General features: G+C 48.1%; 13 protein-coding genes. All 13 read left to right on the forward strand.

The genetic code is table 11. The annotated features are described in order from the left end of the window. Positions 1–50 precede the first annotated feature (50 nt). The 13 genes from lgrD (at position 51) to PMI05_RS27730 (ending at position 25,256) form a co-directional block, all read left to right on the forward strand. A complete protein-coding gene (gene lgrD, locus PMI05_RS31710) occupies positions 51–15,305 on the forward strand; it encodes a linear gramicidin non-ribosomal peptide synthetase LgrD (protein WP_039961529.1) in 15,255 nt (5,084 codons plus the stop codon). A gap of 104 nt (positions 15,306–15,409) precedes the next feature. Beyond that, a complete protein-coding gene (locus tag PMI05_RS27675; protein ID WP_007729128.1) occupies positions 15,410–15,604 on the forward strand; it encodes a PLD nuclease N-terminal domain-containing protein in 195 nt (64 codons plus the stop codon). 32 nt (positions 15,605–15,636) lie between these two features. Then, complete coding sequence (locus PMI05_RS27680) at positions 15,637–16,554, forward strand: ABC transporter ATP-binding protein (RefSeq protein ID WP_007729132.1); 918 nt, start codon at positions 15,637–15,639, stop codon at positions 16,552–16,554. After that, positions 16,554–17,339, forward strand: a complete 786-nt coding sequence (locus tag PMI05_RS27685; RefSeq protein WP_007729133.1) for an ABC transporter permease — start codon at positions 16,554–16,556, stop codon at positions 17,337–17,339. Before PMI05_RS27680 ends, PMI05_RS27685 begins: the two co-directional genes overlap by 1 nt. A gap of 15 nt (positions 17,340–17,354) precedes the next feature. Beyond that, entirely contained in the window at positions 17,355–18,116 is a 762-nt protein-coding gene (locus PMI05_RS27690) for a type II CAAX prenyl endopeptidase Rce1 family protein (RefSeq protein ID WP_007729134.1), read from the forward strand. Between the two features lie 9 nt (positions 18,117–18,125). Then, positions 18,126–18,443, forward strand: a complete 318-nt coding sequence (locus PMI05_RS27695; protein ID WP_007729137.1) for a heavy metal-binding domain-containing protein — start codon at positions 18,126–18,128, stop codon at positions 18,441–18,443. Positions 18,444–18,446: 3 nt separating this feature from the next. Further along, entirely contained in the window at positions 18,447–18,671 is a 225-nt protein-coding gene (locus tag PMI05_RS27700; RefSeq protein ID WP_007729139.1) for a hypothetical protein, read from the forward strand. Positions 18,672–18,897: 226 nt separating this feature from the next. After that, entirely contained in the window at positions 18,898–19,572 is a 675-nt protein-coding gene (locus PMI05_RS27705; protein ID WP_007729141.1) for a response regulator transcription factor, read from the forward strand. Then, positions 19,569–21,389: a cell wall metabolism sensor histidine kinase WalK gene (locus tag PMI05_RS27710; RefSeq protein WP_007729142.1), complete on the forward strand. Its 1,821-nt coding sequence runs from the start codon at positions 19,569–19,571 to the stop codon at positions 21,387–21,389. The genes PMI05_RS27705 and PMI05_RS27710 overlap by 4 nt, the downstream gene beginning before the upstream one ends. A 112-nt stretch (positions 21,390–21,501) precedes the next feature. Next, on the forward strand, positions 21,502–22,194 hold the full coding sequence (locus PMI05_RS27715) for a GDSL-type esterase/lipase family protein (RefSeq protein WP_007729145.1): 693 nt from the start codon (positions 21,502–21,504) through the stop codon (positions 22,192–22,194). Between the two features lie 21 nt (positions 22,195–22,215). Beyond that, positions 22,216–23,622 (forward strand): MBOAT family protein, encoded by a 1,407-nt coding sequence (locus PMI05_RS27720; protein ID WP_007729146.1) that lies wholly within the window; start codon positions 22,216–22,218, stop codon positions 23,620–23,622. A gap of 15 nt (positions 23,623–23,637) precedes the next feature. Further along, complete coding sequence (locus PMI05_RS27725) at positions 23,638–24,777, forward strand: DHHW family protein (protein ID WP_007729148.1); 1,140 nt, start codon at positions 23,638–23,640, stop codon at positions 24,775–24,777. Between the two features lie 5 nt (positions 24,778–24,782). Next, a complete protein-coding gene (locus PMI05_RS27730; protein ID WP_007729150.1) occupies positions 24,783–25,256 on the forward strand; it encodes a DUF4358 domain-containing protein in 474 nt (157 codons plus the stop codon). Positions 25,257–25,617: the final 361 nt, after the last annotated feature.

The following is a 25,617-nucleotide window of genomic DNA, read 5'->3' on the forward strand; positions in this document are numbered from 1 at the left end:
CAAACACGGCGCCTCTATGGCAAATTTTTTATGGGAGTGGGCAGGAGAAGATGAATAACATTGAAACGTATTATCCCGTTACTCCTTTGCAGCAAGGACTCATTTTCCACAGCTTGTTGGAACCAGAGTCCGGAGCCTATATCGTACAGATGGGGTTGAAGCTGCAAGGTCCCTTGAACATTCCGTTATTCGAACAGGCATGGCAATGCCTCGTAGACAGACACGCTATTTTTCGCACTAGGTTTATTGGCGGGAAAGTAAAAGAATACGTCCAGGTTGTCTTGAAAGAGTTGAAGGTTTCCCTGGTGGAACATGACATTATTCATCTTTCCTCTTCCGAACAAGAAGCGTTTCTTCATACCTTTACCAAAGATGATCGCAAACGTGGTTTCAATATCGAAGAAGCGCCGTTGATGAGATTAAATCTGTTCCGTTTGGGTAGTAATACCTTTCAATTTTCGTGGACTTTGCACCACGTGCTCATAGACGGATGGAGTATGCCATTAGTCTTCGGGGAAGTGTTTGCGGCGTACAACATGCTCTGCAAAGGGCAGCCAGTACAACTTCCTCCGGTCAAATCTTACCGTGACTACATCGTCTGGCTGAAAAAGCAGGACTTGAAGCAAGCGGAGGCGTTTTGGCGCACGTATCTACAAGGCTTTACGGAAACCACGCCACTATCATTCGGTCGAGCGTATAAAAACCCGTACCTTGATCAGAAAAATTATCGGGAGCTAGATCTGACCGTTTCCGAACCAATCTCCAAATCATTACAGACATTGGCTCGTCAACATCGCCTGACGGTCAACACGATTGTGCAAGGCGCATGGGCACTCCTGTTGAATCGCTACAGTGGACAGGACGACATTATTTTCGGTGCCACTGTATCCGGACGTCCTGCCGATTTGCCTGGAGTCGAGACGATGATCGGTCTGTTTATTAATACACTCCCTGTCCGCGTGCAGGTAAAAGCGGAGGAGAGCGTAATCAATTGGCTCAAATCTCTGCAACAACAGCAAGCCGACTTCCGCCAGTACGAATATACCCCACTGGTGGAAATCCAAGGCTGGAGCGACTTGCCGCGTGGACAATCCCTGTTTGAGAGCATTCTCGTCTTTGAAAACACTCCTGTCGGTAATGCTAGCGGCGGCGGTGGAGAGAGTGAGCTTTCGATCGTGGATGTACATTCCGAGGAGCAAACCAATTATCCATTTACTCTGGTTGCGGCGTCAGGCAAAACAATCGACATCAAAGTCAAATTTGATGAAAGTCAGTTTGAGCTTTCATCTATTGAGCGAGTTCTAGATCAGCTTCATTCACTACTGATCTCCATCGCCAAAAACGCCAAGCAACGGATTGCCGACCTTTCTATGATCAGCGAAAGCGAACGTGAACAGGTTCTCGTTCAGTGGAATCAGACGGCGGAGGAATATCCGAGCGGCCTGTGCGTTCATCAGGCGTTTGAACAACAAGTGGAGAAATCACCAGATGCGATTGCCATTACCTATAAAAACGTGGAGCTAACCTACAAGGAACTAAACGAGCGAGCAAACCAACTGGCCCATCAGCTCGTAAGTAAAGGGGTCAAACCGGATACACTCGTCGGCATATGCGTGCATCGCTCCCCTGAGATGATCATCGGTATACTCGGCGTTTTAAAATCGGGAGCTGCCTACGTACCGATAGACCCGGCTTACCCGCAAGAGCGCATCGCCTATATGATCGAGAATTCACAAACAAATGTGCTGCTGACCCAGCAATCGCTCATGGACATCTTGCCAGCGACACAGGCGAATGTCATTTGTTTAGACAGCAAGCCTTTCACAAATGAACCTATCGCCAACGTTGCTAGCAAGGTCACAGAACATAATCTTGCCTACGTCATCTATACGTCTGGTTCAACAGGACAGCCAAAAGGGGTAATGGTAGAGCACCATAGTGTGATAAACATGGCTCACGCCTTGATCCATTCGTTTGATATTCAGCCAACGAGTCGTGTTCTGCAATTTACTTCATTTAGCTTCGACGTATCGGTGTCCGAGATGGTTATGGCCTTACTCGCTGGTGCGACGCTAGTTATCGAGGATAGAGAGTCCCTTTTGCCAGGCCCTGAGCTGATCCAAGTTTTACAAGAACAACGCATTACCACCGTATCCATGGTTTCTTCCGTACTAGCAGCACTGCCTGAAGCTGACCTGCCTGACCTTTGCACCTTGATTGTAGGCGGAGAAGCTCCGAGCCGTGAACTCGTGGCACGCTATGCAGCGAATCGCCAGTTCTTCAACTGCTACGGTCCAACGGAAGCAACCGTCTGCTCCACAATGATGCGTTGCGATGCTGGAATGAGCAATCCGCCTATCGGTCGACCAATTGCCAACGCGACGATGTACGTTTTGGATGCAAATAGACAGCCCGTGCCTATCGGCGTACCAGGTGAACTGTATATCGGAGGAAAAGGCTTGGCTCGCGGCTACTGGAATCGTCCAGAACAAACAGAGGAGCGCTTTATCACTCATCCGTTCGGAAAAGAAGGAGAGCTACTCTATCGGACGGGCGACCTGGTTCGCTATATGGAAGACGGCAACCTCGAATTCCTTGGCCGTATGGATGATCAGGTCAAAATTCGCGGTTTCCGAATTGAACTGGGGGAAATTGAAAATTCACTCAGACAGCATTCTGCCGTCCATGAAGCTGTGGTCATGGTCCGTGAAGAAAAAGCGGGAGGCAAACGCTTGGCCGCATATCTGGTAGCAACGGGAGACATGCCAACCGCGGAGGAGCTCGTTCTTTTCCTGAAAGAATCGTTGCCTGAATACATGATACCAGCAGGCTTTGTATGGCTAGAGTCGATTCCGCTCACGGTTAACGGAAAAGTAGATCGACGAGCACTACCAGTACCAGATTGGGGACAGCTTTCCGCGGAGCGTATTTATGTTGCCCCCCGTACTCCTACAGAGGAGCTGGTAGCGAACATCTGGTCGCAGGTTCTCTCGGTAGAACGAATCGGTAGCTACGACGATTTCTTTGAGCTTGGAGGCCATTCTCTTTTGGCTACGCAAACCATCTCCCGCTTAAAAGAAGCGTTTAGCGTGGATTTACCACTCCGTGCTTTATTTGAACATTCGACAGTCAACCGACTCAGCGAATTGATTGTATCCATGAACGAGGACAAATCTGGACTCTCCAGCATTCCGCTCGTACCCGTTTCGCGTGATCGACATTTGCCGCTTTCGTTTGCACAGCAGCGCTTATGGTTCTTTGACCGCTTGATGCCAAACAGTTCGCTCTATAACATCCCAACTGCCGTTCGCTTGCAAGGAGAGCTAAACATGGAAGCGCTCGAGCAAAGTTTGCAGATGATTATCCGCCGTCACGAGAGCTTGCGTACAACGTTCTCCGACATCAACGGGGAAGCCGTTCAGGTAATTCACCCAGAGCTGGATTGGAAACTGAGCAGAATGGATATACGAGAGCTGCCAGATGATAGACGAGACGAAGAAGGACAACGCTTGACCAAAGAAGACGCGAACAAGCCGTTTGACCTCGTCACAGGCCCACTCATGCGAGCGACGATTATTCAAACAGGAGAGCAGGATTTCATCTTCTTGCTGAACGTACACCATATCATCGCCGATGGTTGGTCAGCGGGTGTTTTACTCAGCGAATTATTTACCTGCTATCAGGCATTTAGCAAATCAGAAGTACCGCAACTCTCCAGCCTGCCTATACAATACGCAGATTATGCGGCATGGCAGCGTGAATGGCTTACAGGAGACGTATTGGAAAAACAACTGTCCTACTGGCGTGCAAAGCTGGGTGGAGCAGAACCGCTTCTCGCCTTGCCGACAGATCGTCCCCGTCCTGCTGTTCAGTCCTATGAAGGAAACAGCATCACACTGATGTTTGACAAGGAATTGATGACGAATCTACTTTCCTTGAGCAAACGCGAAGGTACGACGTTGTTTATGACGTTGCTCGCCGCATTCCAAGTATTTCTGTATCGATATACAGGACAAGACGACATCCTCGTCGGTACTCCTGTAGCAGGACGCAGTCACCAAGAGACAGAAGGGTTAATTGGATTTTTCATCAACACATTGGCGATGCGAACAAATTTGTCAGGCGACCCTAGCTTCAGAGAGGTACTTAGCCGTGTGCGAGAAACAGCCTTGGGAGCCTATTCCCATCAAGATCTACCCTTTGAAAAGCTCGTAGACGAGCTGCAATTAGAGCGCAGTCTCAGCTATTCACCATTGTTCCAAGTGATGTTCGTTCTGCAAAATATTCCGGTTCAGGTAGAAGCACTTGAAGGGATTCGCATTTTGCCACCAAAAGGGAATCAACAGGTAGAGACAACCAAGTTTGATCTCACCTTGACGATGGCAGAGACCGTAGACGGTCTGTCCGCTACATTCGAGTACAACACATCACTATTTAATCAGAACACAGTAGAACGAATGATCGAACACTTTACACAGCTGCTCAAAGCCGTTGCTGCCAACGCAAATCAAGACATCACCGCCCTACAACTGATGGGGGAGACGGAACAGCAGCAGGTAGTATCTGAATGGAACAACACCGAAGTTGCCTACTCCAAGGATCATTGCGTGCATGAACTGGTCGATCATCTCGCTCATGAAATGCCCAACCAGCCGGCTGTTCTCACACGCGACCAATCCATTACCTATGCGGAATTGAATGCCAAAGCGAATCAACTGGCGCATTATCTGCAGAAACAGGGAATCGGACAGGAAAATCTGGTAGGGATCTGCGTTGAGCGCTCTATCGAGATGCTGATCGGTCAACTGGCAATCATGAAAGCTGGCGGTGCCTACGTACCAATGGACCCAGCGTATCCCAAGGATCGCCTCGCCTTCATGATGCAGGATGCAGGTATGTCGATTGTACTTACACAAACCAGACTCGCAGAAAAACTCCCTGCGGGTACGAGCCAATTGATTTGCCTAGACTCAGACTGGGAGTCGATCTCCCAAGAAAATACGACGACTCCAATGAACGTGACTACGACGAACCAGCTTGCTTACGTCATCTATACATCTGGTTCGACAGGTACGCCAAAAGGGGTTGAGATCGAGCACACCGCGCTTCTCAATCTAATTTCTTGGCATCAACGAGTATATAATGTCACGTCCGCAGATCGAGCATCGCAGATATCCGGGACGGCTTTTGACGCATCTGTATGGGAAATTTGGCCTTATTTAGCAAAAGGAGCCACACTTTATTTGCCAGAAGAGGAAATCCGTCTCGCACCGGAAAAACTCCGGGATTGGCTCATTCATTCTGAGATCACCATCAGCTTTTTGCCGACGCCTTTAACAGATAACTTGCTGGCTCTGGACTGGCCGAGCCATACCAAGCTTCGTTACATGCTAACAGGAGGAGACAAGCTCCATCACTATCCAAGTGCGAATCTGCCGTTTACCCTGGTGAACCAATACGGTCCAACCGAAAACGCAGTCGTTGCTACAGCTGGTATCGTTCCGATAGGGACTGGACAAAGCTTTGCACCATCCATTGGACGTCCGATTGACAACGTACAAGTCTATATTCTCGATGCGCGTATGCAGCCTGTTCCCGTAGGAGTCACTGGTGAGCTATATATTGGTGGAAGTTCCTTGGCGCGCGGCTACCTGAACCGTCCCGAACTGACACAAGAGCGCTTTGTCACTCATCCTTTTAGTGAAAGAGAAGGAGCACGTCTCTACCGTACAGGGGATCTGGTGCGCTACCTGGCGGACAGCAACATTGAGTTCATCGGTCGTGCAGATGATCAGACGAGTATTCGTGGATTCCGCGTCGAACTGGGGGAAGTAGAAACAGCCATTCTCGCTCACCCTGCGGTAAAAGAAGCAGTGGTCACTGTCTGCACGGATCATCAAGGAACGAAGCGTCTTGCTTCCTACCTGGTTTTAGAACCGGACACGGAGATTGCCACAAGTGACATCCGCAAAGCGCTAAAGGAAGTACTGCCTGATTACATGGTTCCTGCGTTTTTCATCCCGTTAGATTATCTGCCGCTCACACCAAACGGAAAGGTAGATCGTAAAAATTTACCTGCACCTGATTTCAATCGTCCTGAGTTGGAAGGACAATTTGTCTCACCAACTACGGAGAAGGAGCAACACCTTGCCGCGATATGGAAAGAAGTTCTCGGTATTGACCAAATTGGCATACATGATAATTTCTTCGAGCTAGGCGGTGATTCGATTCTCAGTATCCAGATTGTGTCACGTGCCACTCAATCAGGTCTAAGGCTCACACCGAAGCAGCTATTCGAATACCAAACCATCGCTGAATTAGCAGAAGTAGTAGAGGAAAAAGAAGCGATCCTTGCTGAACAAGGTCCTATTAAAGGAGAATTGCCACTCTTGCCGATTCAGAAGTGGTTCTTCCAGCTTCCATTGAAGAACAGACATCACTGGAATCAATCCGTGCTGCTCTCCATCCAGGCAGGTATTGATCAGGAAGCACTGAAACAAGCGGTGGGGCACTTACTCCTACAGCACGATGCTTTACGCATGCGCTATACACAGACAGAGTTCGGTTGGAAGCAAGAGATGGATGCGCCAAGTGATACGATTCCATTCCGGATTGAAAATCTGTCCCACCTTACACCAGATGAGCAATTCAAGGCCATCGAAAAGATTGCTGATGAGACGCAGGCAAGTCTGAATTTGTTTGAAGGGCATGTGGTTCAGTCCATTTATTTCTATTTGGGTCAAGACCAGCCCAATCGTTTGTTGATCGTCGCCCATCACTTAGTCATAGACGGGGTATCGTGGCGCATCATTCTCGAGGACTTGCAAAACGCCTACCAACAAATTGCCGCAGGGCAAGAGGTGAAACTACCAGCGAAAACGACATCCTACAAAGAATGGGCGGATGAACTGGAGCGCTATGCGAATTCAGATGCTTTGCAAAACGAAAAAAAATACTGGATGAGCAAATGCTCCGTCGATTCAGCACAACTACCTGTGGACGTGACAGATGATGGGGAAAATACAGAAGCAACGACAAAGTCCGTCAGCGCTACATTGACCAGCGAAGAAACCAAAGCACTGCTGCAAAACGTACCGCAGGCATACCGCACTCAGATCAATGACGTCCTACTAACCGCTTTGGCGAAGTCACTTACTCGGTGGACGGGTAATCGATCTGTGTTCGTAAACGTAGAAGGGCATGGCCGTGAAGAATTGTCAGAGAGAATCGATTTGTCCCGTACCATCGGCTGGTTCACCAGTATGTATCCAGTGCACCTTCAGTGGGACGAAACATTCTCCGTAGGAAAAGCACTTTTGATGACCAAAGAAGAATTACGTGCGATCCCAAACAAAGGGCTTGGTTACGGCGTTCTTCGCTACCTCCATGCGGATCAGAATATTGTTGATGAAATTTCCTGCATTCAAGCACAAGTGCTGTTCAACTACATGGGCAAAATCGATCAGATTGTCGATGGCGATTCCTTATTTGGCTGGGCACCTGAGTCCAGTGGTTCCAACCTTAGCCCAGACGCTGAGCGACATCACCTGATCGACGTAAATAGTGTCGTTGCAGGGGAACAACTGCATGTGACTTGGCGATACAGTGAGAAGATTCATCTAGAGAGCACGATTACAGCAGTTGCGAAGGACTTTATGGATGCGCTTCGTGAGATTATTGCCCATTGTGCGACAGAGGAAGCTGGCGGTTACTCACCATCCGATTTTCCTCTGGCTGAATTGGATCAGAAGAACATCGACAAACACATCGCTTCTGACCGAAATATCGAGGATATCTATACACTTTCTCCGCTCCAACAGGGGATGTTGTTCCACTCCCTGTATGCAAGCGACAGCGGGGATTACGTCGTCCAATTTGCCATTCATTTCAAGAACCTGAATGTGCCGGTATTCGAGCAAGCATGGCAAAAAGTGATGGACCGCCATTCCATCCTAAGAACGTACTTCATCTGGGAAGGCTTGAATCAATCACACCAAATTGTCCGCAAAGAGGTAATCGTATCTCTTCGTCAGGAAGATTGGCGCCATTTGCATTCGGATGTACAGGATGAGATGTTTACCGCTTTTCTAGAGGAAGACCGTAGACGAAGCTTTGATATTACACATGTACCTTTGTCACGATGGGTTGTCTTCCGAACAGGAGAAGAAAGTTACCGCTTCGTTTGGAGCTTCCATCACGTTCTACTTGATGGTTGGAGCGTTCCTTTGGTACTGAATGAACTGTTTGCCTATTATGCCTCGATCAGCGACGGGCAAGAAGTTAAGCTTGGACATCCACAGCCGTTTTCCCAGTACATTGCTTGGTTGAAACGTCAGAATATGCAGGAAGCCAAGGGCTTCTGGGTAAACCAACTAAAAGGCTTCCACGAACCAACCAGCTTGGGAATGAGCAAAACAGTAGTCACCGCTGGACCGAAGCAATACGAAGAGAAGAGCATCCTTCTATCAGAAGAAACAAGCGAGCACTTGCAAAAATTCGTACGCGAACACCAGTTAACACTCAATACCTTGGTACAAGCGGCGTGGGGCTGGATTCTGGGAAGCTACAGCGGGGAAGAGGAAGTCATTTTTGGGGCGACAGGTTCAGGTCGTCCGGCAGACCTCTCCAATGTTGAGACGATCGTAGGCTCTTTCATCAATACCTTACCTGTACGGATATCATCGCAGACGAACGCGACCATGCTAGAGTGGCTGAGAGACTTGCAGCACAGACAGCTAGAGATACGCCAATACGAATACACTCCGCTGTTCGACATCCAAGGATGGAGTGAACTGCCGCGTGGATCTGCCCTGTTTGAATCGATACTCGTATTTGAGAACTATCCGGCTGTACAAGCAGCAGGGCAAGAAACAGACGAGTCCAATTCAGCTTCGCCCAGTGTTTCTTTGGAAATTCACGACGTAGCAGCTGTCGAACAAACGAATTATCCACTTACGTTGGTGGCAGCACCAGGCAAGCAAGTGGCCATCAAACTCAAGTATGAACAAAACCGTTTTGATGACGCGATGATCGACCGGGTCTTGAGCCAAATTACCCAACTCATGGTCACTATGAGCAAGTCTCCGGAGATGCTTCTGAGTGACGTGACCTTGATAGACGATATCGAGCGCGAGCAGGTACTCATCGATTGGAATCGCACGGAGAAGGAGTATCCACGCGACCTTTGCATCCATCAGGCATTTGAACAACAAGTAGCGAAAACTCCTGAAAATATTGCACTTGAATATAAACAACAAGCCATGACTTATGCGGAGCTGAACCAAAGAGCCAACCAGTTAGCACATCTGCTTCTCGCACAAGGAGTGCAGCCTGATACGACTGTTGCCATCTGCGTGGAGCGCTCCATGGAAATGATCATTGGCATTCTTGGTGTGTTAAAAGCGGGAGCAGCCTATGTACCGGTTGACCCAGCTCATCCCGAAGAAAGAATGGCCTTCATGCTGGAAGATTCACAAGCAGCTGTCGTGCTGACACAAGCGAGACTGGCAGAGCCTTTCACAAAAACGAAAGCGCACGTCATCTGCCTGGATGAAAATCTGTTCTACGAGCAGCTGTCCGTAGAAAACGCAAAAAGCGGTGTCGTATCAACCAATCTCGCCTATGTCATCTACACATCCGGTACCACTGGATTGCCGAAAGGGGTAGCTGTTGAGCATCGCAGTGTGATGAATATGGTGCAGGCTTACATGAATTACTTCGAAATAAACGAGTCCAGCCGTGTCCTGCAATTTACGTCATTTGGCTTCGACGTTTCCATTTCTGAGATTCTACAGGCTCTGCTCTCTGGAGGAACGTTAGTCATCGAAGATCGTGAGTCTCTGTTACCTGGTCCAGACCTCGTTCGCACTCTTCGTGAACGTCGCATTACCAAGGTATCGATGGCATCTTCGGTACTCGCGTCATTACCTGTTGAAGAGTACCCGGATCTGGTCTGCCTTGAGGTCGGAGGAGACGCATGCAGCCGTGAACTGGTTGCTCACTATGCAAAAGGACGAAAATTTTATAACTGCTACGGACCGACGGAAGCAACAGTTGGTACAGTCATCGCTCTTTTAACGGATGCTGATGATGCCCTGACTATTGGTCGTCCATTCCCGAATACCAAGCTGTACGTGTTAGATCGAAATCTTCAGCCAGTCCCTATCGGTGTTCCGGGAGAGCTGTACATTGGTGGCGAGAGTCTTTCGCGTGGTTATTGGAATCGTCCAGAGCTTACAGCAGAGCGTTTTATTCCGAATCCATTCGGTCAATCAGGAGAACGGCTCTATCGAACAGGCGACCTCGTTCGTTATCTGCCAGATGGCAACGTGGACTACATCGGTCGTGTCGACGATCAGGTAAAAATCCGTGGATTCCGTATCGAGTTAGGCGAAATTGCAGAGGCATTGAGACAACATGAAGCAATCAAAGAAGCAGTTGTTATTGCGCGAGAAGCTAGACCTGGTGACAAACGATTGGTAGCGTATTTGACCAATGCTTTGGAGCAGGAGACGTCCTTAGACGAAATCAAGCTCTGGCTCAAAGAGAAACTTCCCGAGTACATGATCCCGACGCATTTCATGTGGCTTCCGGAAATTCGACTTACGGTCAACGGAAAAATTGACCGCAAAGCATTACCTACGCCAGATTGGGGCCAGCTTACAGCCGTATATGTCGCTCCACGTACCCCAGTGGAAGAAATGGTCGCTAACGTCTTTACTGAAATCCTCTCCGTAGAGAAAGTGGGCGTACATGACAACTTTTTCGAATTAGGTGGACACTCCCTGCTCGCAACGCAGACAGTTTCTCGTCTACGGGAAATCTTTGGGGTAGAGTTGCAAATTCGTACGTTGTTTGAATACCCAACAGTCGAAGGGCTTAGTGAACAGCTGGTTATGCTCACCAAGCAAACATCCATCAAGCTGGCTCCACCGATTGTGAAAGTATCTCGCAAAGAACCGCTCCCATTGTCATTTACCCAGCAGCGTTTGTGGTTCCTGGAGCAGTTCACGCAAGGAAGCTCAGTCAACAATATTCCATCCTTCCTACGTATCCAAGGGGACCTCAACATATTCGCGTGGGAAGAAAGCTTGAAAGCCATCATACAGCGTCACGAGAGCTTGCGTACTCGTTTTGAGGTTCGTGACGGGCGACCTGTTCAAGTGATTCACCCTCAGGACGATTGGGTCATGAGCCATACCGATCTGCGGGCTATGGATCCTGGTGAACGGGAAGCAAAAGTCAAACGCCTTGCCGAGCAGGCCACACTCGAGCCATTCGACCTGACCAAAGGTCCGTTGCTCCGTGCAAATCTGGTTCAGCTCGACGAAAAAGACTTTGTGTTCCTGTTCGTGATGCACCACATTGCTGCAGACGGTTGGTCGATGGGAATTTTGATGAGCGAATTAATGACCAATTACAAAGCGTTTAGTCAAGGAGTTGCATCGCCATTTACGGAATTGCCGATCCAATATGCAGATTTTGCCGTCTGGCAGCGTGAATGGTTAAGTGGAGAGGTTCTTGATGGACAGCTCGAGTACTGGAGAGAAAAGCTCAAGGGCAGCGAACCATTACTGCAACTGCCAACAGATCGCCCGCGGCCACCTGTACAGACATACGAAGGAGAGAAGCTCTCCATTCAGTTTGGAGCGGACCTATTGGAAGAATTGCGTAATCTGAGCGGAAAAGAAACGACTACACTCTTCATGACATTGATTGCCGCCTTCCAAACGCTGTTGTACCGCTATACGAATCAAGAAGATATTCTCGTCGGTACTCCTATTGCGGGACGTAACAAACAAGAGACGGAGCAGTTGATCGGTTACTTCATCAATACACTCGTTTTACGCACAGATATGTCAGGTCAACCAAGCTTCCGCGAATTGCTTGCACGCGTTCGTGAAACAGCCCTGGGAGCTTATGCACACCAAGACGTACCGTTTGAAAAATTGTTAGATGAACTGCAGCTGGAACGTAGCATGAGCTACTCACCACTATTCCAGGTGATGTTTATTCTGCAAAACATCCCGATGCAGATAGATCCTGTTCATGATATTCAAATGAGCAGCTTTGACGTCGGCGCGGAAGCCGTCACCTCGAAGTTCGATTTGACGGTGACCATGTTGGAGACATCAGACGGTCTCATCGCTACCTTGGAGTACAACAAGGCGCTGTTTGATCACAGTACGATCGTTCGAATGGTTGATCATTTCCACAAGCTTCTGGAAGAAATCGTTGCCAACCCAGATCAGTCAATCACCTTGCTACCGCTCATGCGTGAGGAAGAGGAACAACGACTCATTACCGAATGGAATCGTACAGAAGCGCCATACCCGAAAGAAAAATGCGTTTATGAAATGATTGAGGACATGGTGGCGAAAGCCCCGGACAACATCGCTCTCATCGTAGGAGATCAAACGACTACCTACCGGGAGTTGAACAGACAAGCGAACCAGCTGGCTCATTATTTACGCAAGCAAGGAGTAGGACCCGAAGTGCTCGTCGGCGTCTGCGCACAGCGGACAACCGAGATGATGATTGGACTTTTGGCCATTATGAAAGCTGGTGGAGCCTATGTGCCTATCGACCCAAGCTACCCAGCAGATCGCATTGCCTACATCATCGAACACTCACAAGTTCCCGTCCTATTAACGCAAGAAAAACTGTTGCCAACTCTGCCTGAGCACAACGCCAAAGTGATCTGCCTGGACAATGATTGGGAAGCAGTTGCCGAAGAAAGCGAGGAGAACCCGACCAAGCTTGGGAATTCCGACAATTTGATCTATGTCATCTACACGTCCGGTTCTACAGGCAATCCAAAAGGAGTAGCACTCGAGCATCGCAGTGTCAGCTACTTCCTATCGTGGGCACACGACACATTCACACCAGAGGAGATGAGTGGCGTACTGTTCTCCACGTCAATCTGCTTTGACTTGTCTGTCTACGAAATGTTCGCAACACTGACCATGGGTGGCAAAGTTATCATGGCGGAAAATGCATTACAATTGCCAGCCTTGCCAGCAGCCAATCAGGTGACACTGATCAATACTGTACCGTCAGCGGCGATGGAGCTGGTGCGTATGAAAGGTATTCCAGCATCAGTGCGCGTCATGAACCTATGCGGTGAACCACTTTCTAACAAGCTGGCGCAGGAATTGTATACCTTTGAAAACGTAGAGAAAGTCTTTAATCTCTACGGACCGACAGAGGACACCGTTTACTCTACACATTCCATCGTGAAAAAAGGAGCTATCAGCGAACCACTGATCGGACGACCGCAGTTCAATACGCAAGTATTTGTATTAGATAGTCATCGCAAACCAGTTCCAGTAGGGGTGCCGGGAGAATTGTACCTCAGTGGATCGGGCTTAGCACGTGGTTATCTCCACCGCCCCGATCTGACCATGGAACGCTTTGTGCAAAATCCGTTCCGTGAGCCAGGGGAGAGAATGTACCGGACTGGAGATCTCGTACGCTACTTGCCAGATGGGAATCTTCAATTTATGGGACGTGTTGATTACCAGGTCAAAATCCGCGGCTACCGTATCGAGTTGGGGGAAATCGAATCTGTTCTGAGACACCACCCTGAAGTCAAGGAAGTCGTGCTAGTCGCTCGTGAAGACAGAGAAGGAGACAAACGTCTGGTAGCGTACATCGTGTTCGAGGAGAATCACACAAGTACGTCTCATGACCTGAACCACTTCCTGACTGACAAGCTTCCAGCCTATATGATCCCGCAACACTTTATGATCATGGAGAGCTTACCGAAGACGCCAAACGGTAAACTGGATCGCAAAGCGCTACCGAAGCCAGAATACGATCGCTCGGAATCAGGCGTCGAATACGAAGCGCCGCAAACGCCAGTCGAGATCATGTTGCATAGGCACTGGGCCGCCGTGCTGGAAATGGACAAAATCGGAGTACACGACAACTTCTTTGAGATTGGCGGTCATTCATTGCTCGCTACCCAGCTTATCTTCAAGGTTCGCGAAGAGCTACAGCTTGAGGTACCGCTGCGAATCCTGTTCGAGACCCCGACTATTGCGGGTATGGCCAAGACCATCGAGGAAATTCTTAAACACGGTCTTTCTGCTGTTTCCCATGACATCGACGCCAAGGATCTCAAGGATGAAGTCGTACTCGATCCAGCGATTCAGGCTGAACATCCGTATGTGGGCGATCCAAGCCAGTTCCAAGCGGCATTGTTGACAGGAGCCACTGGTTTCCTTGGTGCTTTCTTGTTGCGTGACCTGCTACAGATGACAGACGCTGACATTTACTGCCTCGTTCGAGCTTCTGACGAAGAGGAAGGAATGGCACGACTACGCAAAACATTAGAGCTATACGAGTTATGGAATGAGGAGCAAGCGCATCGGATTATTCCAGTAATCGGTGATTTGGCACAGCCACGACTCAATCTGTCCGACGATCAGTTTTCCGAGTTGGCTGAAAAAGTGGATGTTGTCTACCACAACGGTGCTCTCGTTAACTTTGTTTATCCGTACGCAGCTCTGAAGAAAGCAAACGTAAAAGGGACTGAGGAAATCCTCCGCCTTGCTGCTGCCAAAAAGACCAAGCCTGTGCATTTCGTCTCAACGATTTTCACGTTTGCATCAGAAGAAACGGAAGAATCCATGGCCTTCCGCGAAGAGGACATGCCAGAGAACAGTCGCGTCCTCACTTCCGGTTATACACAGAGCAAGTGGGTAGCCGAGCATCTCGTCAATCTCGCACGCGAACGCGGCATTCCAGCGGCGATTTACCGTTGCGGACGGATGACTGGGGACAGCGAAACAGGAGCATGCCAGAAGGACGACCTGATGTGGAGAATTGCAGCAGGGATTATAGATCTGGGCAAAGCTCCTGACATGAGCGGCGATCTGGACATGATGCCCGTTGATTTTGCAAGTAAAGGAATCGTTCATCTCTCCATGACCGAACAGAGCTTGAGCGAAAACTTCCACTTGCTCAACCCGAACTCAACCGATTACGAAGACCTGATTTCAGCGATTGAAAACAGAGGATTTGTTTTGGATCGAGTCACCATGGATGAGTGGATTGAAGCGGTGCAAGAAGATGCGAAAGAAAAAGGCAATGAGGCCAATTCAGCCGCTCCACTCGGTAACCTGTTCACAGACGGCCACACTAGCAGAGGAAGTGTAGTCTATGTAGGCAATAAAACGACTCGTTTGCTGCGCCAAAACGACATTGAATGCGCGGAAATCGACGAAGAAGTTTTTGGTAAAGTCCTTGATTACTTTATCAGAAGCGGCCAACTAAAATTACCGGAACAAGCTTTACAATAAAAAAATAAAAGCCCATCCGTCACCTCATTTCATGGCGGCGGGTGGGAAAATTATCAAAATAATGATAAACTTTATAATAACTATAAAAATTGGAGGTTTTATCCATGCCATTCGACATTCAGCTTCTTGCGCCTATCATTGCTATTCAATTGATACTAGCAGTTATTGCTTTAATTGATTTGGCAAGACGCGAAGCATACCGAGTTGCAGGTGGAAAAAAATGGCCGTGGGCTCTCGGCATTATCTTTATAAACACCTTGGGTCCAATCGTGTATTTCTTTGTAGGCAGAAAAGACTAGCTCAAGAGAACCGAGGAAAGGGTTGACATTCTTTGCGAGTTATTGAATGTGAAGGCCTCACAAAGGAATATAAAGACCATAAAGCGTTAAAGAACGTAACCTTTTCCGTCGATGGCATCGGTTGTGTCGGTTTTCTTGGGGGGAATGGTGCCGGGAAAACGACGACCATTCGTATCCTAACCGGATTAGCTGCACCGACCAGAGGAAAAGTGAGAGTAGTAGGCTACGACGTCGTGACCGACCGCAATAAAGTCACAAGTGAAGTAGGGTATTGTCCACAAATCCCAGCCTTCTACAACTACATGACAGCGACAGAGTGGATGCATTGGGTGGGTAGACTTTATGGATTGGACAAGCGCACAATTACGCAGCGGACAGATGAACTCTTGGAGTTATGCGGAATCAATGAGGCGAGGAACCGCCCAATAAGCGGTTACAGCGGAGGGATGAAACAGCGTCTGGGGATTGCCCAGGCACTCATCCACAACCCCAAGCTACTTGTCTTGGACGAGCCCGTTTCCGCGCTAGACCCCATGGGCAGATATGACGTCTTATTGCTAATAGAAAAGTTGAAGCAACATATGACTGTCTTCATGTCGACCCACATTTTGGATGACATCGAAAGAATCGCCGACCATATCGTCATCATCAAGGACGGTACGGTGGTGCTTTCGTCCAGTTTGGATCAGCTGCGAGCAAACCATGTGGAGCCACTGATTGAGTTCAAGTTTGATCAACAGGACATCGATTTAACCGATGTATTGAATGGGCTAGCCTGGATCAGGGAATGGAACCTAGACGGCGGTATTTACAAAGTTCATACCAATGACATGGAAAAAGCCAAGGCACTCCTGCCTCACATTCTTCTGGAGTCTGGCGGGACACTGGAGTATTATCGCTTGTCCGTATCGACCCTCGAAGATATTTTCCTAAAGGTTGTGAATAACTGATGACTTCCCACCCAATGATCAGAAAAGAATTTAATGAATTGGTCAGAACCTACAAGATTCTCATTGTCCCGATTGTGTTTATTGCTTTAATGATTACACAGCCGATTACGATGAAAATGCTCCCTGATATTTTGGCCAATTCCACTGGACTGCCGGAAGGGGCAGTCATCAAAATTCCAACCCCGTCTGCTCCAGAAGTACTCTCGACGGCGATTAGCAAATTTAGCTCACTCGGCACGTTTGTGCTAATCCTTATCGTCATGGGATCCATTGCCGGAGAGAAAGCCTCTGGGGTAGCATCTATGGTATTCGTCAAGCCCATCAGTCGAGCCAAATACTATCTCGCCAAAGCCATTACCTATTACACTTTGACAATTGCAAGCATGCTGATCGGGATGGGGATAACCGCCTACTATACAGAGATCCTTTTCGGAAAACTAGATTGGACGCATGTATGGATAGGTACGTTGATGTACATACCGAATCTATTCCTTGTCGTCACAACAACACTGTGCGCCTCCAGTTTTTTTAACAATGCTGTTGGTGCGGGTGGAGCCTCGCTGGTATTCAATATCCTGATCTTCACGGTTCCACAATTTCTCGGTAAATTTTTGGATATGGTATCTCCAGGTGGATTGTCAAATGCGGCGATGATGATTATTCAAGAAAACTCAACTCTGTCGCAAGCATTCATCACAGGTTTACCGGGGCTCGCAGGTGTCTTTACACTCAACATCGTGTTTTTCTTCATGGGCTGGTACTTTTTAGAACGATCAGAAATCTAAAAAGGAGGCGTAGAAATGGAAGATTTTTGGCTGATCTGGTTGGTTAGCGTACTGTGCGCGCTATGCGCTATACCTATTCAATCCAACACGATTCGCCAATATGTGCAACTGCAAGCCGCCATCTACCCTAACAAAAAAGTCCCGCCTATTTCCGTCATGGTTGCGATTATGATCATTCAGAGTTGTGTATTTCTGGCTCTGGCGACTGCGATAGGCTTATGGCTCATACCTTCCACTGGTCTTCGACTCTGGATTCTCGATCACTGGGTGTCCGGAGCGGAGCTGCCTTTTTCCATCTGGTCGTTTTGGGCCGTATCTATTGGTTCAGGTATCGCGCTAGGTCTTTTGGTAAAATGGGTGGATCGTTCTTTCTTTCAACAGCACATGACCACAATAATGGGTAAAGAACCCATTTCATCACGGTTCTTCGGCTTTCTCTCGTCTTTTTACGGAGGGGTTTGCGAAGAAGTACTCATGCGTCTAGGGGTTATGACTGTTGTCGTATTTTTGGCACAGAAAATGGGATGGATGGGAATTTCCTATTGGTTGGGCATCTGTATTGCCGCCATTGTTTTCGCTGTATCCCATCTCCCAACCAATTACATGACGTACGGAAAAAGCAACGTGGTCACTGTATGGACGCTGTTGCTAAACGGTATCTTAGGCATCTTGTTTGGCTTCCTATATTGGCGATACGGTTTAGAAGCCGCGATCATTAGTCATTTTAGCGCTGACATCGTGCTACATGTGATCTTCAAAAATAAAAGCAGAAAGTAGGAGAAGCAAATGATCGTCGTAACAACAGAAAACATTCCAGGATATCGTGTCGTTGAAGTGAAAGGAACAACATTCGGCTTAATCGTTCGAGCACGCGGAATTGGGGGAGACATCATGGCAGGTCTTCGTTCAGTAGTTGGCGGAGAAATCAAGGAATACACGGTGCTCCTGGAGGACGCGCGGAAACAGGCGCTTGACCGCATGATTAAAAACGCAACTGCCATGGGAGCTAACGCTGTGGTAATGTGTCGTTATGACTCTGGAAATATGGGAAATATGGGGGAAGTTGTCGCATACGGTACAGCAGTTGTCGTTGAAAAGGTGTAATGAATGATTTATATCCTTTATTACATTGTTTTTCAGATCTTGCTTTTCATCACCTTGCTAATCATTTCCAAAATCAAGGACAAGCGACTGCACGCCGACCACGGAGAAATCGTCCCGCCCGGATTTGAGTCGACGAATGAAGTGACGATCGATCCGGTAACGCAGGAAAAGCGTCGTGTATATTTCAATCCGAAGACCGGGGATCGCTATTACAAAGTTGAAAAATAAGCGATGAGGATGATTGTCCAACTCGTGGGGCAGGAAAGTATGTAAATAGTAGATTAATAGTAGAAACGAGCCAAATCTTGTTAGATGACAAGATTTGGCTTTTGTTGTGTGCCCAGAAAGGCCTCTACGACCATTTGCAACACTGCCCATATTGTGACGACTCCAAAGTCATGATACCATTCTAAAAAATATCTTTTGGAGAGATAGAGGACGAGAGGTCATTAGCATGACGAAAACGATACTGATTGTGGAAGACCAGCAAGTTTTGCGAGAAATTATGAAGGAATACTTGATGGACGAAGGTTACGAAGTGCTGGAAGCGGGTGACGGGAGTCAGGGGCTGACGTTATTTCAGGAGCATGAAGTGCATTTGATCATTTTGGACGTTATGCTGCCGGAATTGGACGGGTGGTCAGTATGCAGACGCATTCGTAAAATTTCCAACGTCCCCATTCTGATGTTAACAGCTCGTTCGGATGAGGATGACACGTTGCTTGGATTCGAGCTTGGGGCGGACGATTATGTGGTGAAACCGTGCAGTCCACCCATCCTGCTGGCACGCGCCAAACGGTTGCTGGAAAACCGGCAAATGCACGAACCTGGGGATATGTTGTTCGGCGGCGGCATTACGATCCACTTGCCGTCCCGAACTGTTTCGATTGAGGGAAAGAATTATAGCCTGACGCACACGGAATTCGAAATTTTGGCCTACTTAATGAAAAACAAAGGCATCATCCTCACCAGAGAACAGCTCATTACAAAAATCTGGGGTTACGACTTTGACGGCGAGGATCGTACGCTCAGCAGCCATGTTCGGAATTTGCGTTCCAAGCTGGGAGAGCATGCGAAGCATATCGTCACAGTTGTTCGTTCCGGTTATAAATTCGAGGAACGGCCATGAGAACAAGCATTGTGCGCAAGCTGTTTCTGCTCACGACGGGATTATGCCTGTCTGTGATCGCGAGCATTTTTATCGGACAAACCGTTTTTTTTGAGCAGTATTATGTGCATCAAAAGGTAGAAAAGGTGAAGGAAGCCCTTCAATCCTATCGGCAAAACGTGTTGACTCATGCCGGAGCTTCTCAGGATGAAGTCAGGAAGGAACAGGAGTTTTATCAAAAGACGAATGCCTGGTTTGCTCGATTGGATGATAGAGGCCATTTGAAATACACGGACGATTTCCAGATGGAGGTCCGTCTGGAGGACTCAGACACCATCCCTGCTCTTTCTGGCAAGTCGATTGTCATTCCGTTGTACACGGTCATGGATGTGGAGGATGTAAGCACCGATACCCCCTTCCTCGATCCTTATGTGAAAGTGGGACAACAGCTTGCCATGGAAGGGATCATGTTCGATAATCAATGGTTTGCGCAACGGATCGGGAGGAGTGTCTCCAATCTCAGAGAGGAAGATCGACTGGAGAATCAGCAACTCGTCAAAAAAGAGTATGAGGTCGTCCCGAGATTCAAGAGTGGCACCGAATACCATGAGCGTTATCCCAGCGTTTTGGTGCGCGGAACCATCACACAGGTCCGGACACCGCAAGGCGCGGATGTATCCCGCTATACGAACCGCTTATTTCTTGAACGGGTGAAAGCTTTTCAAGCGGATCTTCTATACGGGGATGATGTGGAGCAAACAAGCACCATAACAGACTACCAAGAGAACAATATTGATTACAAAATATTCGTTGAGCGTGTGACCGATCAAACAGGGAAGCCCGCCTATCTGTTTGCCATGACATCGCTGCAGCCTGTGAACGAAGCGGCGGGAATCATGAGAAGTTATTACGGCTACATCATTGCAGGTACCTTGCTGCTCGTTCTGCTCGCCTCCTTCTATTACTCCCGCAGAATAGCAGCTCCTTTGCTCCGCATGGACGACATGACGCAAAAAATGGCTAAGCTGGACTTCTCTGAAAAAATTCCGATCAAGACAGAGGATGAGATCGGTAGCCTGTCACGGAATATTAATCGGCTTTCGGATATGCTGCATGCCCATATTGTCCGGCTGGAGCAGGATATTGAGAAAGAAAGGCGGCTGGAGCAAACGCGTAAAGAATTTATAGCGGGCGTGTCGCATGAGCTGAAAACTCCGCTAAGTATCATGGAAAGCTGCCTGTACATTTTGAAGGATAAGGCGGACAGCCCGAAGCGTGACTACTATTTTGCTGCGATGGAAGATGAAGTGCAGAAGATGAACGTGCTGGTTACCGATATGCTGGAATTGGCAAAATATGAATCCGGTGCGTATAGAATGCAGATGGATTCGTTCCGGATTGATATGCTACTGGAGAAAATCTGTGTAAAGTTGGCACCAGAACTCGCCGACAAGCAGTTACAATTGCACCACCGTTTAGCCCAAGTTGAAGTCATCGCCAATCAGCATCGAATCGAGCAGGTGATCGTGAATTTCCTGACAAACGCCATACGCTACACGCCGGAACAAGAGGATATTGTCATCGCAACGGTTGAAGGGGAGGATACCGTCAAGATTTACATCGAAAACAAAGGCATCCAGATTCCTGCCGAGCAGTTGGAGAAGATATGGGATCGTTTCTACCGCGTCGAGCATTCCCGCAACCGTTCGACTGGAGGAACCGGTTTGGGCCTGGCGATCTCCAAGCAGATACTAGAACTACATGGGGCGGACTATGGGGCAATGAATACGGACGAAGGAGTCTTGTTCTATTTTGAATTGAAGAAAAAGAAAGTGTAGAACCTCGGTTCTGCACTTTCTTTTTGCATTTCTACCCAATCTGCAACTGATCTGCATCTGATCTTGATATCCGACGTTTACTCTTTACCTTGTTCAAGAAGAAAGGGGAAAGATGAAAGTGCAAAAGAAACTGATGGGTATTACACTGTTCGCCATGGTCGCCTTAACGGTTGCGGCATGTGGCACCAATGGACAACCACAACCACCCGCTTCCGAGATTACCAGACAAGCTGGTGACATCTCCACTCCGGAGCAAACCTCATATGCATCACTGTATCAAACAAGCGTTTTTCTCGGAGATTCGATTACGGAGGGATTGTCTTACCATGATGTGTTGAAAGAGGAGAACGTGCTGGCAGGTGCAGGGAAAACGGCTGAATTCGCGCTGGAAGATGTGGACGAATTAGTCAAGCGAAAGCCTGAGCATATTTTTATCCAACTGGGTTCGGACGACATTTTATGGCCGACCGATCATCCCAAGGAATATTCGTTATCGTACTACGCCCAATTGATTGATCGCATCAAAGAAAGGCTCCCTGAGGCGTCCATCACGATATTATCCGTTACACCGGTTACGGCCAAGGCAGAAAAAACGGAGCCCCGCTATCAAAATATCGGCGACTACAATAAGGGATTGAAAGAGCTGGCAAGCAAGGTAAAAGTCGGATACATCGATGTATCGTCAATTGTTGCCGATCATCCTGACATGTACGATGAAGACGGGGTTCATTTCCAGGCCAAGTTTTATCCGATCCTGCTCGATTACGTAAAAGATGCGCTGGCGCGTATGGAGAGCTCAAAATAACGGCGCGGGAGGAAACGAACGTTGGTATTCAGCAGTCTGATTTTTCTGTTTCAGTTTTTGCCCGCCGTGCTGCTCGTTTATTATTTGTCGCCCAATAAGCTGAGAAATGCTGTTCTGTTCGCAGCGAGCCTCATCTTTTATGCATGGGGCGAACCGGTATATATCATCCTCATGATTTTTACAACGGTATTTGATTATATCAACGGGCTTGTGATCGACAAGTACAGACACCGCAAGCCGATCGCCAGAGCAGTGTTGTTCGGTTCCATCTGTGGCAGTTTGGCGATTCTCGGTTTCTTCAAATATGCCGGGTTTGTCGTTTCGAATGTGAATGATCTATTCGGTCTGCAAATACAGGTGGCTGATCTGCCACTACCCGTCGGTATTTCCTTTTATACGTTCCAAACGATGTCCTATGTAGTAGATGTATACCTAGGAAAAGTGCCGGCACAACGAAATTTCGTCGCTTTCGGTACTTACGTCACGATGTTTCCTCAACTGGTCGCAGGTCCGATCGTCAAATACGGAGATATTGCGGAGCAACTGGTCTTTCGTAAAGTGACGCTGGAGAGGTTCGGCGAAGGAGCGGAGTGGTTCATCCGAGGATTGGCCAAAAAAGTGCTGCTCGCCAACAATATTGGACTCTTATGGACGAATGTGAAGTCGACGCCGATGGAGGAATTGACGGTCCTATCCGCGTGGCTCGGCATTCTGGCGTTTACGTTTCAAATTTATTTTGATTTCAGCGGGTATTCGGATATGGCGCGCGGGCTCGGCAAAATGTTCGGTTTCGAATTCCCAGAAAACTTCAAGCATCCGTATATTTCACGAAGCGTTACGGAATTTTGGCGCAGGTGGCATATTTCCCTCGGTTCCTGGTTCCGGGAGTATGTCTATATTCCGCTCGGCGGCAACCGGATGGGCTTGGGCAAGCAGTTCCGTAACCTCTTGATCGTATGGTTCTTAACTGGTCTGTGGCATGGGGCGAGCTGGAACTTTATCGTTTGGGGTTTGTATTTCGGCTGTTTCGTTGTGTTTGAGAAGCTGTTTTTGCTGAGATGGCTGAAGCATTGGCCGAACTGGGCAGGACATCTCTACACGCTGCCAATTGTCGTTGTCGGGTGGGTTCTTTTTGAATTCGAACATTTGCCTTCCGCGTGGATGTTCATCAGTGCGATGTTTGGTTTCGGGGCGCACGAATGGGTGGATCGCCAGGCGCTCTACGACCTGACGACGTATGGGGGATTGCTCGTACTGTTGGCCTTGTGCGCGACACCTCTGCCCCGGAAAGTATTGGAGCAGATGAAAGCGCGATGGAATTCGGTAGGCATGATCGCTGCTTTGGCATTTTCTATCATCAGTTTGGTTGTGTCGTCAGCTTATTTGGTCTTTGAGGATTACAATCCATTCTTATATTTTCGGTTTTGAGGGGAGGGAGCGGTCTTGACCGGATATGACAAACGGACGCGAACCGTGACCGGCTTGTTGTTTTTGCTGTTTATCCTCATGATGGCCGTTTTGAACATACTGACACCTGATCAAGCATTCTCGGAATCGGAAAACAGGGTGCTCGAGAGGAGGCCACCTTTTTCATTACGATCACTGTTGGCGGGGAAATTCACTTCTGATTACGAGACCTATATCACCGATCAATTTGCTTTCCGGGACGTTTGGATCGGGCTAAAAACGGATGCGGATCGTGTTATGGGCAAAAAGGACAGCAACGGTGTTTATCTGGGCAAGGATGGGTACCTGATTCAATATTTCTCAACGCCGCTGGACGCAGAGGTGAAAGACAGAGTTCAGGCCATCCATTCGATTCACCAGACAACGCCCGACCTTCGCAAGTACTTCATGCTGGTACCGACCCCAGCAGCGTTGCTTCGGGATAAACTGCCCGCCTACGCACCAATTGGCGATGAACATGCTGCTCTGAATCGAGTTCGGCAATCGCTTCCACCCGATATTCGCTTCGTTGATGTCTATCCCGCGCTGTATGCGGGACGCGAAGAAGCCATTTTTTATAAAACGGATCATCATTGGACGAGCAAAGGCGCTTATTATGCTTACCGGGTGTTGTGCAAGCAGATGGGGATTGTTCCAAAAGACGAAGCTGCGTTCAACATCCGGCAGGTGACGGATGCATTCTACGGATCGCTCTATTCGAAGAGCGGCTTCCGTCATCTGCAGCCTGATCGTATCAATCTTTATCTGCCAAAAGAGGAAAGCAAAATGAAGGTGGAGTACGTGGACGAAGGCCGTACCGCGGATTCCATGTACCAGATGGACAATTTGGCCAAAAAGGATAAGTATGCGGTATTCCTGAACGGCAACCATGCACTGGTCCGAATCACAACCGACCATCCAGACAGGAAGAAGCTGCTGATAGTGAAAGATTCGTACGCCAATAGTCTGATTCCCTTTTTAGCCGAACACTTCGCAGAGATTGATGTCGTTGACCTTCGATATTACGAGGCATCTGTAACAAAGCTCATACAAGTTCGGCAGTTTCATGACATGCTATTCCTTTATAATGTCAAAACGATTTTTGAAGACACCTCTATTCTGAATATCATGGAGTGAATGTAATGAAGCGATTATTGTCTGTACTACTTATGTTTGCTATCGGAATGGGAGTGTTAGCCGGATGCTCCAATGACGGCGGGACTTCCGAAGAACTTTCGGCTGCAGAAGTGGGAGAAAGAATTCAACAAACGGTAAGTTTTCAGGATATGAAGCAAGGGGATCTGGAGAAACTGCAAAAGTTGTATCAGATCGAGGCAGGAAAAGTGGAGGATTTCATCCTATACACGGCTTCCTCCAATGTGAAAGCGGATGAACTGGCTATTATCAAAGTCAAAGATGCGAGCGACACCGAAAATGTAAAAGTGAACATACAACAACGGATCGAGGCACAAACAATCAAATTGAAAGACTATCGCCCAGAGGAGTATTTTCTCATCGAAAAGCATGTTTTGAAGACGAAAGGGCAGTTTGTCTTATTCGCGGTGTCGAAAGAGGTAGATCAAATAGAGTCTGTGTTTGACGAAGCGCTGAAGTGAAAACACGGTTGCTCCTTTTTCTGACGAATGGAAGCCCTTGATAATCCAGTGAGTTTCTCATAATTGAAATTGTGTATGTTGTAACAGCAGAAAACGGTAACTCTATTAGCTACCGTTTTCATACAGACCTACTTATCTTACTCGGATAAACACCAAAACATTATCTCTCGATAACACACGTTGGAACCCGTTATTCAAAAGACAACGAGCAGCTGGACCCACACGTCTACCAATCATTAAAAATCGGTTGCATGGTGCGGCACTTCCAATGATGCTAACGTCGCGAATAATTCGCCTCCGTACGCCATTCACTACGGTACGTCTGAAAAGGATCACTACTACGTCAGTCATATTCATCACC

The organism is Brevibacillus sp. BC25 (assembly GCF_000282075.1).
GTDB lineage: Bacteria > Bacillota > Bacilli > Brevibacillales > Brevibacillaceae > Brevibacillus.

Bases quoted from the DNA above. Each gene is read 5' to 3' on its own strand.
- lgrD (WP_039961529.1), top strand. From the start codon at position 51: ATGAATAACATTGAAACGTATTATCCCGTTACTCCTTTGCAGCAAGGA.
- PMI05_RS27675 (WP_007729128.1), top strand. From the start codon at position 15,410: ATGCCATTCGACATTCAGCTTCTTGCGCCTATCATTGCTATTCAATTG.
- PMI05_RS27685 (WP_007729133.1), top strand. From the start codon at position 16,554: ATGACTTCCCACCCAATGATCAGAAAAGAATTTAATGAATTGGTCAGA.
- PMI05_RS27690 (WP_007729134.1), top strand. From the start codon at position 17,355: ATGGAAGATTTTTGGCTGATCTGGTTGGTTAGCGTACTGTGCGCGCTA.
- PMI05_RS27695 (WP_007729137.1), top strand. From the start codon at position 18,126: ATGATCGTCGTAACAACAGAAAACATTCCAGGATATCGTGTCGTTGAA.
- PMI05_RS27700 (WP_007729139.1), top strand. From the start codon at position 18,447: ATGATTTATATCCTTTATTACATTGTTTTTCAGATCTTGCTTTTCATC.
- PMI05_RS27705 (WP_007729141.1), top strand. From the start codon at position 18,898: ATGACGAAAACGATACTGATTGTGGAAGACCAGCAAGTTTTGCGAGAA.
- PMI05_RS27710 (WP_007729142.1), top strand. From the start codon at position 19,569: ATGAGAACAAGCATTGTGCGCAAGCTGTTTCTGCTCACGACGGGATTA.
- PMI05_RS27715 (WP_007729145.1), top strand. From the start codon at position 21,502: ATGAAAGTGCAAAAGAAACTGATGGGTATTACACTGTTCGCCATGGTC.
- PMI05_RS27730 (WP_007729150.1), top strand. From the start codon at position 24,783: ATGAAGCGATTATTGTCTGTACTACTTATGTTTGCTATCGGAATGGGA.